This window comes from Mesorhizobium kowhaii, from assembly GCF_042431665.1.
In the GTDB taxonomy this organism is placed as follows: Bacteria; Pseudomonadota; Alphaproteobacteria; order Rhizobiales; family Rhizobiaceae; genus Mesorhizobium; species Mesorhizobium kowhaii.
In genome coordinates this window covers 393,494-408,822 of the sequence record NZ_JBHLYT010000006.1, presented here as the reverse complement: position 1 = coordinate 408,822, position 15,329 = coordinate 393,494, and the positions used below count along the sequence as shown (strand labels likewise).

Annotated in this window: 11 protein-coding genes and 1 pseudogene; 7 read left to right on the top strand and 5 right to left on the bottom strand. The window is 63.1% G+C overall.

The genetic code is table 11. The features are described from left to right. Nucleotides 1–22 precede the first annotated feature (22 nt). A complete protein-coding gene (locus tag ACFFNA_RS07885; protein WP_378917180.1) occupies nucleotides 23–610 on the top strand; it encodes a hemerythrin domain-containing protein in 588 nt (195 codons plus the stop codon). 164 nt (nucleotides 611–774) lie between these two features. Here the strand turns inward: ACFFNA_RS07885 and ACFFNA_RS07880 are convergent, their stop codons facing one another. Both ACFFNA_RS07880 and ACFFNA_RS07875 read right to left on the bottom strand, forming a co-directional pair. Then, nucleotides 775–1,362 (bottom strand): DedA family protein, encoded by a 588-nt coding sequence (locus tag ACFFNA_RS07880; protein WP_378917178.1) that lies wholly within the window; start codon nucleotides 1,360–1,362, stop codon nucleotides 775–777. Further along, nucleotides 1,359–1,922 carry a DUF1003 domain-containing protein gene (locus ACFFNA_RS07875; RefSeq protein WP_378917176.1) on the bottom strand — a complete coding sequence of 188 codons (564 nt, stop codon included), beginning with the start codon at nucleotides 1,920–1,922 and terminating at the stop codon, nucleotides 1,359–1,361. The genes ACFFNA_RS07880 and ACFFNA_RS07875 overlap by 4 nt, the downstream gene beginning before the upstream one ends. Before the next feature lie 90 nt (nucleotides 1,923–2,012). Between ACFFNA_RS07875 and ACFFNA_RS07870 the strand changes: the two are divergent. The 5 genes and pseudogenes from ACFFNA_RS07870 (at nucleotide 2,013) to gltX (ending at nucleotide 9,903) form a co-directional block, all read left to right on the top strand. Then, a pseudogene (locus ACFFNA_RS07870) lies at nucleotides 2,013–2,729 on the top strand (DNA-3-methyladenine glycosylase I). A 122-nt stretch (nucleotides 2,730–2,851) separates the two neighbouring features. Beyond that, a complete protein-coding gene (locus ACFFNA_RS07865) occupies nucleotides 2,852–4,528 on the top strand; it encodes an NAD+ synthase (protein ID WP_378917174.1) in 1,677 nt (558 codons plus the stop codon). Nucleotides 4,529–4,960: 432 nt separating this feature from the next. Further along, a complete protein-coding gene (locus tag ACFFNA_RS07860) occupies nucleotides 4,961–6,766 on the top strand; it encodes an ABC transporter ATP-binding protein (protein ID WP_378917172.1) in 1,806 nt (601 codons plus the stop codon). 296 nt (nucleotides 6,767–7,062) lie between these two features. Continuing rightward, complete coding sequence (locus ACFFNA_RS07855; protein WP_378917170.1) at nucleotides 7,063–8,244, top strand: hypothetical protein; 1,182 nt, start codon at nucleotides 7,063–7,065, stop codon at nucleotides 8,242–8,244. A gap of 285 nt (nucleotides 8,245–8,529) precedes the next feature. Continuing rightward, the gene (gltX, locus tag ACFFNA_RS07850; protein ID WP_378917168.1) at nucleotides 8,530–9,903 is read left to right on the top strand and encodes a glutamate--tRNA ligase; all 1,374 of its coding nucleotides are present in this window, start codon (nucleotides 8,530–8,532) and stop codon (nucleotides 9,901–9,903) included. Here gltX and ACFFNA_RS07845 read toward each other — a convergent pair. The 3 genes from ACFFNA_RS07845 to ACFFNA_RS07835 all read right to left on the bottom strand — a co-directional run bounded on the left by ACFFNA_RS07845 (nucleotide 9,821) and on the right by ACFFNA_RS07835 (nucleotide 14,375). Continuing rightward, complete coding sequence (locus tag ACFFNA_RS07845; protein ID WP_378917166.1) at nucleotides 9,821–11,020, bottom strand: DUF2865 domain-containing protein; 1,200 nt, start codon at nucleotides 11,018–11,020, stop codon at nucleotides 9,821–9,823. The genes gltX and ACFFNA_RS07845 overlap by 83 nt on opposite strands. 75 nt (nucleotides 11,021–11,095) lie before the next feature. Beyond that, the gene (locus ACFFNA_RS07840; RefSeq protein ID WP_378917164.1) at nucleotides 11,096–13,420 is read right to left on the bottom strand and encodes an NADP-dependent malic enzyme; all 2,325 of its coding nucleotides are present in this window, start codon (nucleotides 13,418–13,420) and stop codon (nucleotides 11,096–11,098) included. A gap of 175 nt (nucleotides 13,421–13,595) precedes the next feature. Further along, the gene (locus ACFFNA_RS07835) at nucleotides 13,596–14,375 is read right to left on the bottom strand and encodes an SDR family oxidoreductase (RefSeq protein ID WP_111546659.1); all 780 of its coding nucleotides are present in this window, start codon (nucleotides 14,373–14,375) and stop codon (nucleotides 13,596–13,598) included. A 120-nt stretch (nucleotides 14,376–14,495) separates the two neighbouring features. Here ACFFNA_RS07835 and ACFFNA_RS07830 point away from each other — a divergent pair, with 120 nt between their 5' ends. Further along, entirely contained in the window at nucleotides 14,496–15,311 is an 816-nt protein-coding gene (locus tag ACFFNA_RS07830) for a UDP-2,3-diacylglucosamine diphosphatase (protein WP_111546660.1), read from the top strand. Nucleotides 15,312–15,329: the final 18 nt, after the last annotated feature.

The following is a 15,329-nucleotide window of genomic DNA, read 5'->3' as shown; positions in this document are numbered from 1 at the left end:
ACGGTTACCAAAGGAGACTGTCATGTCGGACGCCGCTGATTTCCCCCTGCTTGAGCGAGCCGGCCTGCCGGACGATCTGCGCTGGCTGGCCGAAAAATACCCGCGTGAAAACTGGCAGGGCCACGCCAACATCCACGGCATCGCCAATATGTGGCTGCAGCGGCACGACATGTTCCGCGAACTCGGCGGCATGCTGGCCAACGGCATTGGCGACTACCGCCAGGGCAGGCTGACGGCGCCCGACTTCGCGCGCTGGTTCGCGCCACGCCTCAACCATTTTCTCGGCAATCTCGATGGTCACCACAATGTCGAGGATCATCATTATTTTCCGGTCTTCGCCAAGGCGGAGACGCGGCTGAAGCGCGGTTTCGAGATCCTCGATGCCGACCATCACACCATCCATGAAGGACTGGAGCGCAATGCCGAGGCCGCCAACGCCTTCATCAAGACGCTTCAGGAGAGCGAGGACAGACAGCGCTTCGCCGCCGACGCCTATGCCGACGAAAACAGCCGGCTGATCGACATGCTGACCCGGCATCTTGCCGACGAGGAAGATTTGATCATCCCGCTGATCCTCGATCGGGGTGATCAGGCGCTCGGTATCGACTGATGCATGTCGCCCAAAAGTGCGTAGCGGTTTTGGGACAACGACATGCATGCAAACTAGAGCGGTTCATCGTTTCACGGAAACGCAGAACCGCTCTATCTCTTTGTTTTGACGCAATTCCGGACGGAAAACCGTTTCACACTTTTCCTGGAATTGCTCTAAAGACCTCAACTCTCCCTGGCACGTTCTTTCCTGGCGACATGCCGGGCGACGAACCAGGCAAGGATCGCCACCGTCAGACCGATGCCAAGCCCGACCAGCAACCGCTCGTGACGCATCAACGCCTGGCCGATGAAGTGTTCGGCCCCCAATCCAAAGACATAGCCAATCGTGCTGAACAGCACCGCCCAAATCACCGATGAAATGGCGTTGAGGATGACGAAACGCAGCGCCGCGATGTTGGAAAGGCCGGCCGCGATGCCGCCGACAAGGCGCATGCCGTAGGCGTAGCGGTTCGACAGCACGAAAATGTCGGGATGGGTGTTGAGCAGGCGAAAGGCACGGCGAAAGCCGGGCCGCTTGCGCAATCTGACGACATAGGGATGGTCGGCAAAGCTTCGTCCAAGAATGAAGAAGAAGGTGTCGCCGACGAAGGCGCCAAGGGCGGCCGCGAGGACGCTATGCCACAGCACGAAGACTTGCTGGTGCGCGAAGAAGCCGCCGAGGATGGCCGCACTTTCACCTTCCGCGACACAGCCGAGGAAGACGGCAAGCAGGCCGTATTGTTCGATGAGGTGATGGATCGTTTCGGTCATGAAGACGGCTGCTGCTGCGAAAGCCTTTCGTCGATCCGCTTGACGAGGTCGGCCAGTCGCACGAGCTCGTCGCGCATGCCGAGGATCTGGCCGTGGCGGAGTTCGTCCAGCTTTTCATGCAGCGCCATGATCTCGATCTCCGCCTTCAGGTTGACCTCGTAATCGTGGGCGGCGTCGATGCGGTCGCGTTCGGTCTGGCGGTTCTGCGCCATCATGATCACCGGCGCCTGCAAGGCGGCGACCATCGACAGCACGAGGTTGAGGAAGATGAACGGGTAGGGGTCGAAGGCGTCGCGCGACAGGAGCCAGACATTGCCAACGGTCCACAGGATCAGGAACGCGATGAAGGTCAGGATGAAGGACCACGAGCCGCCGATGCGGGCAATCGTATCGGCAAGGCGGTCGCCAAAGGTCTGATGGAAGGCGACGGCCTTGTTGGTGTCCCGCGAGATGGTGGTGCGTTCGAGTGTCGATTGCAGCACACGGCTTTCGAGCTGGCTGAGGCCGTCCGGCCGTCGCTTGAGCCAGCGGTTCGCCAGGTCGTCGATCGTCTTGTTCATGGCCGTCTCCAGGGTCTTGGCTTGCCATAAGAGGTAGAGGCTGCCGGCTCTCACGGGAAGTGTTACATTGTGGCGAACAGCGAGGGATCGATGGCCGATTTTCAGAAAATTCGCCTGCGTGCGGCAAAACGCAAGGGCGGCGAGGCAGAGCTTTCGTCGCTTTTGGGGCCGGCGCCCGACAGTGCCGCCGTGGCTGACATCACCGATGACCGTATTCTGTCAACGATGGCCGAGCGCGTCTTTGCCGCCGGTTTCGTCTGGCGCGTCATCGAACAGAAATGGCCGGGCTTCGAAGAGGCCTTCCTCCGCTTCGAGCCGAAGCGGCTGTTGTTCCAGCCCGACGATTTCTGGCACGATCTGGCTTCCGATCAGCGCATTGTGCGCAATCCGTAGAAGATCAGATCGGTGCGCGACAATGCTGCCTTCGTCGAGCGCGTGTCTGGGGAATATGGCGGTTTCGGCAAATTCCTTGCCGACTGGCCGGCGGACGATCAGGTCGGCCTGATGGCGTATCTCGGCAAGCATGGCAGCCGGCTCGGCGGCAACACGGGCCAGTATTTCTTGCGCTGGCTGGGCTGGGATGCCTTCGTCATTTCGGGTGATATGGCGGCCGCACTGCGCGACGCCGGCCTCGACATCGCCGAAAGCCCGACCTCGAAGAAGGATCTCGACAAGATCCAGAGGCAGATCAATCAGTGGGCGGCGGACACGGGTCTGCCGCGCCGGCATATTTCGCGCATCCTGGCGATGTCGATCGGCGACAACCATTCGCCGGAAGCGTTGCGCGAATATATGGGCGACGACTGATCCCTGGTCGCCCACTATGATCTGACACTCGGTCTGGACACGAATGACATATGACATTCGGTCTGGATTGGTCCAAACGAACGCCGTTGCCCGGCGAATTTTGCCGCGCTAAGTCAGCAGGCATGACCAAGAAGCTCGACATCCTGCGCATCGCCGTCGCCCAGCTCAATCCGACTGTCGGCGACATATCAGGCAATCTCGCCAAGGCGCGCGAGGCGAGGGCGGATGCCGCCCGCCAGGGTGCCGATCTCGTGCTCTTTACCGAGCTTTTCCTCGCCGGTTATCCGCCGGAGGACCTGGTGCTGAAGCCGGCCTTCCTGAAAGCCTGCGAAAAGGCGGCACAGGACTTTGCCGCCGATACCGCCGATGGCGGCCCGGGCGTCATCATCGGCACGCCGCTGAAGCGCAAGAGCGGCACGCACAATTCGATCATCTTCGCCGATGGCGGCAAGATCATCGCCGAGCGCTACAAGCTCGATTTACCGAACTACGGCGAATTCGACGAGAAGCGCGTCTTCCAGGCCGGACCCGAGATCCAGGGGCCGGTCAATTTCCGCGGCGTGCGGATCGGAATTCCGATCTGCGAAGACATCTGGGGCGATGTCGGCATCTGCGAGACGCTGGCCGAAAGCGGGGCCGAAATCCTGCTGGTACCGAACGGCTCGCCCTATTATCGCACCAAGATCGATGTCCGCCACCAGGTCGTCATTCGCCAGGTCATCGAATGCGGGCTGCCGATGATCTACGCCAACCAGCTCGGCGGCCAGGACGAGCTGATCTTCGACGGTGCGTCGTTTGCCATCGGCGCCGACAAGACGCTGGCCTTCCAGATGAGTCAGTTCGAGGAGGCGGTCGACGTTACCACCTGGAAACGAACGGATGGCGGCTGGGTCTGCTCGGAAGGGCCGATGTCGAAGATCCCGGACAGGGAGGAGGCCGACTACCGCGCCTGCATGCTTGGCCTGCGCGACTACGTCAACAAGAACGGTTTCAAGAATGTCGTGCTCGGCCTTTCCGGCGGCATCGACTCGGCGATCTGCGCCGCCCTTGCCGTCGATGCGCTTGGCGAGGAACGCCTGCGCGCGGTGATGATGCCCTACCGCTACACCTCGAAGGACTCGCTGAAAGATGCCGAGGATTGCGCCCGCGCGCTCGGCTGCCGCTATGACATCGTGCCGATCTTCGAGCCGGTCGAGGGCTTCCTGCACACGCTGACGCAGCTTTTCGAGGGCACCAAGGAAGGCATCACCGAGGAGAATTTGCAGAGCCGCGCGCGCGGCACCATCCTGATGGCGATCTCCAACAAGTTCGGCTCGATGGTCGTCACGACGGGCAACAAGAGCGAGATGTCGGTCGGTTATGCCACGCTCTACGGCGACATGAACGGCGGCTTCAATCCGATAAAGGACCTCTACAAGATGCAGGTCTACGCGCTGTCGCGCTGGCGCAACAGCCACGTGCCGCCGGGCGCGCTCGGGCCTTCCGGCGAGGTGATCCCCAAGAACATCATCGACAAGGCGCCGTCGGCGGAATTGCGCGAGAACCAGACCGACCAGGATACGCTGCCGCCCTATCCGGTGCTGGACGATATCCTCGAATGCCTGGTCGAGAACGAGATGGGGGTCGACGACATCGTCGCACGCGGTCACGACCGGGCGACGGTGACACGCATCGAGCACCTGCTCTACATCGCCGAATACAAGCGCCGGCAAGCTGCACCCGGCGTGAAGATCACCAGGAAGAATTTTGGCCGCGACCGACGCTATCCCATCACCAACCGTTTCAGGGATCGCGGCTAGATACCGGTCGTGGACCGGCTCGATCGCACTCCGTGATGAAGAACATGCAGCCGGGGCGACATCAGCCTGTTGTTGCAAAATAACCTCAGTGCTTGGGGCAGATAGACTTTTGGCGTGAGCCGATCTTGGCGATGCATCGTGGCGTCTCTATAAGGACCGTTCCGCGATTCACTTGCGGGAGGTCCGAATGGCAGTATTTCAAATGGTAATGCGAGGCCGCGAAGCCTAGGTCTCATCCGGCGTTCCGCGAGGGTTTTGTCCTCGCGCCTATGCCGGATTGAGCACAGGCTTATGCCGATGCCGGTCGCCGCCCGATTACGGGCGAGACGCCAAATATGCCACTCCGCATTCTGGGCCATCATTAGCCCCTTGCGCGGCTTCTTCAATTTTCGATTTTACTGGGATCGGGCTCGTTTGCGCCCGAATGACATCATGGCTCGTTTTAGAATCGATTTGCGCGCGAGCGCCTTTCGCAGCGTTCTTGGTTTCACGCTCACCCATTGGCGGCGTCAGCCGTGGCGGCTTTCGCTCATCATGGGCGGCTTCCTGCTGTCGACGCTGGCCGACGTCTTGACGCCGCTCTATTCCGGTCGGCTGGTCGACGCCGTCGCCAGCAGCGCCGGCGCCGACGCAATTGCCTGGAATGCCGCGATGACGGCATTTTCGATGCTGCTGGCCCTGGCGCTGACCGGCGTCGTGCTGCGCAACCTTGCCTTCATGGCGATCGTCGAGCTGACGCTGAAGATGATGGCGGATATCGCCGCTGACGCCTTCCATCGCGTCCAGCGCTTTTCCACCGACTGGCACGCCAACAGCTTTGCCGGTTCGACCGTGCGCAAGGTGACGCGCGGCATGTGGGCGCTCGACCTGCTCAACGACACGATCCTCATCGCGCTGCTGCCGTCGGTCGTCATGCTGGTCGGCTCGACGCTGCTGCTTGGCTGGTTCTGGCCGCTGATGGGTGCTGTCGTTGCTGCTGGCTCGGTGCTGTTCATCACGGTGACGGCGATGCTGTCGCTCGGCTATGTCGCACCGGCGGCAAGGCTCGCCAACACCTGGGACACGCGCCTCGGCGGTTCGCTGGCCGACGCAGTCAGCTGCAACGCCGTGGTCAAGGGTTTTGGCGCCGAGGAGCGCGAGGAGCGCCGCCTTGCCCGGGTCGTCGCCAAATGGCGTGCGCGCACGCGGCGCACCTGGGTGCGCGGCACCATCAACGGCACCACGCAAGGGGCGCTGCTGCTGGTCATGAGAGCCGCGGTGATCGGCCTGGCGTTGATGCTGTGGTCGTGGGGGCAAGCGAGCGCCGGTGACGTCGCCTTCGTGCTGACCTCGTTTTTCGTTCTGCAGGGCTATCTGAGGGATATCGGCACCCATATCCGCAATTTGCAACGCTCGATCAACGACATGGAGGAACTGGTCGATTTCCAGTCCGAACCGCTTGGCATCGAGGACCGGCCTGGCGCCAAGCCGATCCGGATCAAGCAAGGGGCTATCCGCTTCGACAACGTCACCTTTCACTACGGCAGTCACCGATTGGCGCTTTACCGTGACTTTTCGGTTGATATCGCGCCGGGCGAACGTGTCGGGCTCGTCGGCCATTCGGGTTCGGGCAAGACGACTTTCGTCAAGCTGATCCAGCGGCTCTATGACGTGAATGCGGGAAAAATCCTGGTCGATGGCCAGGACATCTCGCAGGTGGCGCAGGCGTCGCTGCGCGGGCAGATCGCCATCGTCCAGCAGGAACCGATCCTGTTCCACCGGTCGCTGGCCGAGAACATTGCCTATGCCCGGCCGACAGCGACGCAAGATGAGATCGAGCATGCCGCGCGGCTGGCGAGTGCGCACGACTTCATCGCCAACCTGCCGAAGGGTTACGGGACGCTGGTCGGCGAACGCGGCGTGAAACTGTCGGGCGGCGAGCGTCAGCGCGTGGCGATCGCGCGCGCTTTCCTTGCCGATGCGCGCATCCTGATCCTCGACGAGGCGACATCGAGCCTCGATTCGGAATCGGAGGTGCTGATCCAGCAGGCGATGGAACGGCTGATGGTCGGCCGCACGACGCTGGTCATCGCGCACCGGCTTTCGACGGTGCGGGCGCTCGACAGGCTGCTGGTCTTCGATCGCGGCAGAATCGTCGAGGAAGGCTCGCATGACGAGCTCATCCGGCTGAAGGGCGGCATCTATCGCCGCCTGTTCGAACGACAGGCACTCGAACTGACCAAGGGCCTGGTCATCTGACTGAAGTGGCCTCCGGCTTCGGCCGGAGGCCACTTCAGTCAGAGGCGCTATGAGCCGCCTGTCAACTCTGCGGTTGCAACAGCGCGCCCCTTTCGTCAGTCGGTTGGAGTGACGCGAAGCGGCATCCAGTGTTTTTCCAGATCCTGAGTTTTGAGACGTCTTGTTTACGTTGTTTCTACCACTGGTTTGTATACATTTACTCCAGGCAACCCAAAGACGGTCTATGCATATCCTGGAATCCGATTAACCTGTGCTGGATTTCACCCTGCGGCAGACGACCTTCTACAGGCTTCACGATGCATCTTGTGTCCGCAAATGCCGGTCCGGAAAAGGTGGCTGCGCCGTCGGTGCTGGAATCTCAACACGGTTCGGTTCGGCCGCTCGCTGCCGAAGATCTCGAGCGCGTCGCCGCACTCTTCCTGACGAAGTTTCGCCGGCGGCGGCGTCATCTCCTCGATCGCGCGATCGCGGAGACGGCCGAGTATATGAGAGAGATTTATCTTGACCCTGCCGGCCAGTCCGGTGCGAGCAACGCTCTTGTCCAGATCAACCGGCAGGGTCGTCTGGGTGGGTTCCTCGGCGTCCTGAAAGCCCGCTACGAGCTCAACGGAGCGGCATTGAATGCGGCGATCATCGGTCCGCTCATGGCCGACCCCGGCACCGATGACGGCTCGGCCGGACCGCAATTGCTGCGAGCCGTGCATCAAGGCGAATTCGATCTGCATCTGACCGATTCGGCCAACCGGACATCTTTGGCCTTCGCGCGCCCGATGAAGTATCAGCTCCTGCCGGTGCATTGTCTGGGATGGACCTGTATTTTCCGGCCGGCCGCGATGGCCGCCGCCGCACTGCACCGTAAATGGCCCGGCCTGCCTCGCTTGGCACTCGATCCCTGCGCGAGAGCTTTCGATGCTCTTGCGAAAAGAAGGTTCGGGTCCCCCGTCCAGCTTTCATCGTCGCAGCGGGTCCACCGTGAGCCGATCGATGCCGCGCAATTTGCCGAGCGGCTGCCGACCCTCCTGTCCGATTACTCTCTTCGGCCGAGTTGGAAGGATGGTGAGCTGCCACGGCTGCTTGCGCTGGCGGCCGAGAAGCGGGCCGACGGCCCACTTCATTTCGGTGGGACTTACGACGAAACGGGCAAAATGCTCGGTTGTTATGCCTTCTACGGTCAAGCTGGCGACATCGCGAGCCTGTTGCAAATCCAGGCGTCCGGATCTCACTGGGGCGCAACTCTGGATGGCCTTATCGCGGCCGCGTGGGATATGGGTTGCGTGGGCATCACCGGGCAGACGCAGAGCAGATTCATGCCTCAACTCTTCGGCTACAAGAATGTCTTCTTCCGCTATGCCGGGGGGACGATGGTCCGCTCGCGAATTGCTGAGGTCACGGAAGCCGTCCGCTCCGGCGACATCTTTATCGGTGGGTTGATCGGCGACCGCTGGACCCGCCTCAGTTCCGACGACTTCGGCCGCTGATCGCCTTCAACGACCTGTTCGTCGGCGCCAGCACGCATGTCTCGGCCCGCTACGAGTTGACCTATGGCGGCAGGACCGAGCGGCATCATTATCTCGGCCGGCGTCGGCTTCCACCGGCTGGTTGCGCTCGGTCATGGTGGGCGCCGCCGGACTGGCCGCCGCCTATGCGCCGCCCGAGGCGCACGCCGCCCCGGTCTTTTCATTGCACGCGTCCTGTTCTATGTCTGCCGCACCGCGCGGGGGGCGCGTCTTGTCAATCACAAAAGCATCCGGTACGCCCCGCTCATGACAGTTACCGTTCGTTTCGCACCGTCGCCAACCGGCCGCATCCATATCGGCAATGCGCGCACCGCTTTGTTCAACTGGCTGTTTGCCATGAACAACAAGGGCCGCTTCATCCAGCGTTTCGATGACACCGACATTGCCCGCTCGAAGCAGGAATTCTCCGACGCCATCCTCTACGATTTGCATTGGCTCGGCATTTTCCCGGATGCCACCGAATACCAGTCGCGGCGCTTCGAGGTCTATGACGCGGCGGTCGAGAGGCTGAAGGCGGCCGGCGTTCTCTACGCCTGCTACGAGACGCCGGAGGAGCTCGACCTCAGGCGCAAGGTGCGCCGCACGCGGGGCCTGCCGCCGGTCTATGGCCGCGAGGCGCTGGCGCTTTCGCCGGAGCAGATCGCCGAATACCAGGCCGATGGCCGCAGGCCGCACTGGCGCTTCCTGTTGCCCAATTTCTCTGGCGATCCGCAGCAGCCCGAACGCACCGAGATCCACTGGAACGATCTGGTGCGCGGCGAGGAAACCGTCGACCTTGCCTCGCTTTCCGACCCGGTTCTGGTGCGCGAGGACGGAACCTATCTCTATACGCTGCCTTCGGTGGTCGACGACATCGAGATGGGCGTCAGCCATGTCATCCGCGGCGACGACCACGTCACCAACACCGGCGTGCAGATCGCCCTGTTCCAGGCGCTGGCTGCCGAGCCGCCGGTGTTCGGCCACCACAACCTCTTGACCACGGCATCGGGCGAGGGGCTGTCGAAACGCACCGGGGCGCTCTCCATCGAAAGCCTGCGCGAGGACGGCATCGAGCCGATGGCCGTCGCTTCGCTTGCCGTGCTGGTCGGCACTTCGGAGAATGTCGCGGCGGTGCCGACGATGGCCGAACTTGCCGAACGCTTCGATCCGGCGGCGACATCGAAATCCGCGGCCAAGTTCGATCCGGACGAGCTCTTCGTGCTCAACCGGTCGCTGTTGCACCATATGCCGTTCTCCGAGGCGCAAGACCGGCTGATCGTGCTCGGTGTCTCGGGTGACCAGGCCGAACCATTCTGGCTGGCGGTACGCGGCAATCTCGACAGGCTGGCCGATGCGGCGAGATGGTGGCGTACCCTGCGCGAGGGCCCGCAGGAGAGGCCGGAATTTTCCGATGACGACCGCGATTTCCTGGGTCAGGCCTTCGACCTGCTGCCGGAGGAACCCTGGAACGGGACAGTCTGGAAGGACTGGACGGGCAAGATCAGGGAAGCGACCGGCCGCAAGGGCAAGGCGCTGTTCATGCCGCTCAGGCTCGCCCTTACCGGACTGCCTTCGGGGCCGGAGCTTGCAGATCTATTGCCGCTGATGGGTCGGGAAGGAACGATGGCCCGACGACCCTGACCTTACGCTGTTCCGGTGGCAAGGCCGACACCGGCGACGTCACCGGCTTGGCGGAAAGCCGCTTGATCGCCTCGCGGTCAAGTCCGCCCTCCACATTGGCCAGGGTTTCCGGATCGATACCCGGATCGGGCTTGGAAACCGGGACCGGAATGAGCGGTGCCGCGTCCGTTTCGGGCTGCGACTGCTCAGGATTCGGCGGGTTGCCGGCGATGATCTGGAAATTCTGCGCGGCGTTGCAGCCGCAAGCCGGCGGCCGCGGCATGTCGGACTGCTTGTAGAGATAGGCGGTCGGCAATTCGCTGTAGGGCCGGCCGGTGACCGACGACGTCATGTCAGCCGAATCGTCATCCATGCCGCGCGAATAGAAAACCTGCATCTCGGTGCCGGGGCAGCTCGATTCGCAGTTCTTCTGGTCGCGTTCGAAATCGCTTGTGGAAGCCGCATTCGACATCGGGAAGAAGTAGCCGTCGCAGGTGCGCACGCACATGGTGTGGAACTCGCCGCCGATGCTCGGAAAATCCGGTACTCCGGGCCGGTTGAGCACCCGGGTGACGTTGCGCTCCTCGCCGGGATCGTCAGGCTCATCGAGCGCATCGAGCTGCTGGCTGTTGCCGCCGAAAAGCTGGTCGAACAGGTTTGCGTTGCCGTCTTCGCGGTTCGCTTCCTGCAGGGGCGCGCGCCGCGGTGCTACGGTGTCGTCGCGGCAGCCCTTGGCGTCGAGCGCCGCCAGGATGCGGCCACGGTCGCGGCGCGAGCCACCGCTGGAGAGCTGGGCGCGCTTGGCCTGCAGGCCATCGAGATTGGCATTCATGCGGTCGATGGTGGCGTTGAGCCCGGCGCATTCGCTGACGTTGCGGCTGAACAGCGAAAAGCCGCAACCGGCGCTGCTGGATTGGCTGCGGGCCCTCGAGATCTGTTCGCGCTGCCTTTCGATGGCTGCGTCGTATTTCCGGATCAGTGCCGGGCCACCACCGCCGCCGCGCGAGGCAGCGGCAAGATCGGCTTCCAACTGGCGGCAGACCCGCGAGGCGGCCTGTGGCTCGACTACCCAGCTGCTGGACAGCAAGAGACCAAGCAGCACGGCAGCATGCGCCTGCTTCCACCCTCCGCTTGCCATCCGCCCAAACTCCGCCTGTCCGTCCGCAAGGCTACCGCCTTCGCGGTTAACTGCAGTTTACCGCGAAATCCGTGTTCAGCCCAGATTGACGACCGCTTGTGCCTTGTGGGCGGCTTCAACCACGGCAAGCGCCGTCATGTTGACCACGCCGCGCGACGTGACCGACGGCGTCAAAATATGCGCCGGCATGTCGGTGCCGAGCAGGATCGGCCCGACATGCAGCGCGTCCATCATGGTCCTGAGCGCGGTCAGCGTGATGTTGGCCGAATCGAGGTTGGGGAACACCAGCAGATTGGCTTCGCCCTTCAGCCGCGAATGCGGATAGACGCGCTGGCGCAGGTGCTCGGACAAAGCTGTGTCCGCATGCATCTCGCCGTCGCACTCCAGCTCCGGCGCGATGCGCGCCAGGATCGCCGCCGCTTGCCGCATCTTGAGCGCGCTCGGCGAATCGCGCGAGCCGAAATCCGAATGCGACAGCAGCGCAGCCTTCGGCTCGATGCCGAAGCGCTGGATTTCTTCCGCCGCCAGGACCGTCATCTCGGCGATCTCCTCGGCCGTCGGGTCGACGGTGACGTGCGTGTCGGTCAGGAAGATGATGCCGCGTTGCGAGATCAGCATCGAAAGCGTCGACAGGTCGTGGTCCTTGATGCCGAGGCGGGGGCCGATGATCAGGGTGACGTTGCGCAGATGCCGCTCGAAACGTCCTTCGAGGCCGCAGACCATGGCATCGGCATCGCCACGCTTCAGGGCGAGCGCGGCGATCACCGTGTTGTCGGTGCGCACCATGGTGCGGGCGGCCTCCGTTGTCACGCCGCGCCGGCCGGCGAGTTCGATCAGGAGGTCGACATAATGGCGATAGCGCGGATCGTCCTCCGGATTGATCAAGCCGAAATCGACGCCGGGCTTGATGCGCAAGCCGTAGCGCTTCAGGCGCACTTCGATGACGTGCGGGCGGCCGATCAGGATCGGCTCGGCGATGCCTTCCTCGAGCACCACCTGGGCGGCGCGCAGCACGCGCTCGTCCTCGCCATCGGCATAGATGACGCGCTTGGCGGTCGATGCCTTGGCGGACGAGAACACCGGCTTCATCACCAGGCCGGAGCGGAAGACGAAGCGGTTGAGCTTGTCGATATAGGCGGCGAAGTCGGTGATCGGCCGTGTCGCGACGCCGGTGTCGCAGGCCGCCTTGGCGACCGCCGGGGCGATGCGCAGGATCAGGCGCGGATCGAAGGGCGAAGGGATCAGGAAGTCAGGCCCGAAGATCGGCGTCTCGCCGGAATAGGCGCGCGCCGCGACATCGGAGGGTTCTTCGCGGGCAAGGGCCGCGATCGCCCGCACCGCCGCCATCTTCATCTCCTCGTTGATGGCGCTGGCGCCGCAGTCGAGTGCACCGCGAAAGATGTAAGGAAAGCACAGTACGTTGTTGACCTGATTGGGAAAATCAGAACGGCCGGTGCAGATCATCGCATCGGGACGTGCGGCGCGCGCCGCTTCCGGCATGATCTCCGGATTGGGGTTGGCCAGCGCCAGGATCAGGGGCCTCGGCGCCATGTGCTGCAGCAGTTCCGGCTTCAGCACGCCTGCCGCCGAGAGGCCGAGGAAGACGTCGGCGCCGGGGATGACATCGGCCAGCGTGCGCGCATCGGTGTCCTTCACATAGGGGTCTTTCCAGCGGTCCATCTCGTCGACGCGGCCCTTGTAGGCGACGCCGAAACGGTCGGTGACCCAGATGTTTTCCACCTGCGCACCAAGCGAGACCAGCAGGTTGAGGCAGGCAAGGGCGGCAGCACCAGCACCCGAGGTGACGATCTTGATGTCCGAGATGGTCTTGCCGGCAAATTCCAAGCCGTTGAGCACGGCGGCAGCGACGATGATGGCGGTGCCGTGCTGGTCGTCATGGAAGACCGGAATGCCCATGCGGGCCTTCAATTGCTCTTCCACCTCAAAGCATTCCGGCGCCTTGATGTCCTCGAGGTTGATACCGCCGAAGGTCGGCTCCAGCGCCGAGATCGTCTCGACCATGCGCTCGATGCCCGGCGCGTCGATCTCGATGTCGAAGACGTCGATGCCGGCGAACTTCTTGAACAGGACAGCCTTGCCTTCCATCACCGGCTTGGAAGCCAGCGGACCGATGTTGCCGAGGCCGAGCACGGCCGATCCGTTGGAGACGACACCGACCAGATTGGCCCGCGCCGTATAGTCGGCAGCGGTCGCCGGATCGTCGCGGATCTCAAGACAAGGGGCGGCGACGCCCGGCGAATAGGCGAGCGCGAGGTCGCGCTGGTTGCCGAGCGGCTTGGTCGCCTGGATCTCGAGCTTTCCCGGTCTTGGATACTTGTGGAAGTAAAGGGCGGCTTCGTCGAGGTCCGAACGTGCCGTCTTTTTGGTCTCGCCTTCCATGCGGCTACTCCCTCGAAATCTGCCTGAAGATTCCTTTTAGCATGCGGCCAAGGTTTTTCGCGACGCTAAATGACGCGCCGGCAGCTTTACCCGGCGGCGCGTCAAAAATCACTATCTATCAAATGCTTATGCCGATTTCATCGCATATGAGTCCTGCTGCGCGCAGGCGCGTCTATCAAAAGGCGCTGACGTAGAGACCGCCGTCGACCGGTATGTTCTGACCGGTCAGATAACCGGCATGGACCGAGCACAGGAAGGCGCAGATCTGGCCGAACTCCTCCGGCGTGCCGAGCCGCTTGGCCGGAACATCGGCGCTGATACGGGTCTTGCGCGCGGCGGCGGCCGCTGGATCCTCTGGCGTGCCGGCCTCATGCGGGCCACGCAGCCGGTCGGTGTCGAGCTTGCCCGGCAGCATGTTGTTGATGGTGACGTTGCGGTCGATCACTGTTCGCGCCACGCCGGCGAGGAACGAGGTCAGGCCGGCGCGCGCGCCGGACGACAGGTCGAGGCCGGGGATGGGGACGTAGACCGACAGCGAGGTGATGTTGACGATGCGGCCGAAGCCACGCGCCGCCATGCCGTCGATGACGGCCTGAACCAGCTCGACCGGCGTCACCATGTTCTGGGTCACGCCTTCAAGGATCTTGGCGCGATCGAGTTCACGGAAATCGCGCAGTGGCGGGCCGCCATTGTTGTTGACGAGGATGTCCGGTTCGGGGCACGCGGCGAGCAACGCCTTCTGCACCTCCGGCTTCGAGACGTCGCCGACGACTTCGGTCACCGTCACGCCGTAGCGCTCGCGCAGCTCGGCGGCGGTCTTGGCCACCAGCTCGGCATTGCGCCCGTTGACGACGATGTCGCAGCCGGCCTCGGCCAGTGCCATGGCGCAACCACGCCCAAGCCCTTTGCTCGAAGCGCAGACGATGGCCTTCTTTCCGCGAATGCCGAGATCCATGATGATTTTCTCCTTGTGAGCCGCCGGCAAGCTAGTCCTTCGGCTGGACCAATCGCAACCGTCATACGGTTGTTGCATGAATCGGGGCATAGCCTGCGCGAAAGCAAGGGTGAAATCGCGATGTCCGGCCAAGAGCCCCGCACTTTCCGCAGCATGTTCATTTCCGACGTTCATCTCGGCTCGAAGGCGGCCAAGGCCGAATTCCTGATCGATTTCCTTAGATATCACGACGCCGATATCATCTATCTGGTCGGCGATATCGTCGATGGCTGGCGGCTGCGGCGGAGCTGGCACTGGCCGCAAAGCCACAATGACGTCGTGCAGAAATTGCTGCGCAAGGCGCGCAAGGGCGCCAACATCACCTACATCGCCGGCAACCATGACGAGTTCGCGCGCCAGTTCCAGGGCGTGCATTTCGGCGGCATCGTCGTTGCCGACCGCGCCATCCACGAGACCGCCGACGGTAAGCGGCTGCTTGTCATCCACGGCGACCAGTTCGACACCGTCGTCCACAATGCGCGCTGGCTCGCCTATCTCGGCGACCACGCCTATGACGCGGCCATGCTGGTCAACCGCGTGGTGACGCGGCTGCGCCAACTGCTCGGCCTGCCGTACTGGTCGTTCTCGTCATGGGCTAAGGCCAACGTCAAGAAGGCGGTGAACTTCATCGGCTCGTTCCAGACCATGCTTGCGGAAGAGGCGCGCCGGTCGCATGTCGACGGCATCATCTGCGGCCATATCCATCACGCTGCCATCGAGAATTTTGGCGATGTCCAATACATCAACACCGGCGACTGGGTCGAAAGCTGCACGGCGGTGGTCGAGCATTTTGACGGCCGGATGGAAATCCTGACCTGGGCGCAGGTGCTGCCCGAGGCGCCGGACGAACCCTTTATCCCGTTGCTCCTCGAAGACCGGGTCGGGCAGGCGGCCTGACGCGGCACGCGCCGCGGA

Excerpts from the sequence above, each read along its gene's own strand:
- ACFFNA_RS07880 (WP_378917178.1), bottom strand. The coding sequence starts at position 1,362 with ATGACCGAAACGATCCATCACCTCATCGAACAATACGGCCTGCTTGCC.
- ACFFNA_RS07855 (WP_378917170.1), top strand. The coding sequence starts at position 7,063 with ATGCATCTTGTGTCCGCAAATGCCGGTCCGGAAAAGGTGGCTGCGCCG.
- ACFFNA_RS07830 (WP_111546660.1), top strand. The coding sequence starts at position 14,496 with ATGTCCGGCCAAGAGCCCCGCACTTTCCGCAGCATGTTCATTTCCGAC.
- ACFFNA_RS07860 (WP_378917172.1), top strand. The coding sequence starts at position 4,961 with ATGGCTCGTTTTAGAATCGATTTGCGCGCGAGCGCCTTTCGCAGCGTT.
- ACFFNA_RS07875 (WP_378917176.1), bottom strand. The coding sequence starts at position 1,922 with ATGAACAAGACGATCGACGACCTGGCGAACCGCTGGCTCAAGCGACGG.
- ACFFNA_RS07885 (WP_378917180.1), top strand. The coding sequence starts at position 23 with ATGTCGGACGCCGCTGATTTCCCCCTGCTTGAGCGAGCCGGCCTGCCG.
- ACFFNA_RS07865 (WP_378917174.1), top strand. The coding sequence starts at position 2,852 with ATGACCAAGAAGCTCGACATCCTGCGCATCGCCGTCGCCCAGCTCAAT.
- ACFFNA_RS07835 (WP_111546659.1), bottom strand. The coding sequence starts at position 14,375 with ATGGATCTCGGCATTCGCGGAAAGAAGGCCATCGTCTGCGCTTCGAGC.
- gltX (WP_378917168.1), top strand. The coding sequence starts at position 8,530 with ATGACAGTTACCGTTCGTTTCGCACCGTCGCCAACCGGCCGCATCCAT.
- ACFFNA_RS07840 (WP_378917164.1), bottom strand. The coding sequence starts at position 13,420 with ATGGAAGGCGAGACCAAAAAGACGGCACGTTCGGACCTCGACGAAGCC.
- ACFFNA_RS07845 (WP_378917166.1), bottom strand. The coding sequence starts at position 11,020 with ATGGCAAGCGGAGGGTGGAAGCAGGCGCATGCTGCCGTGCTGCTTGGT.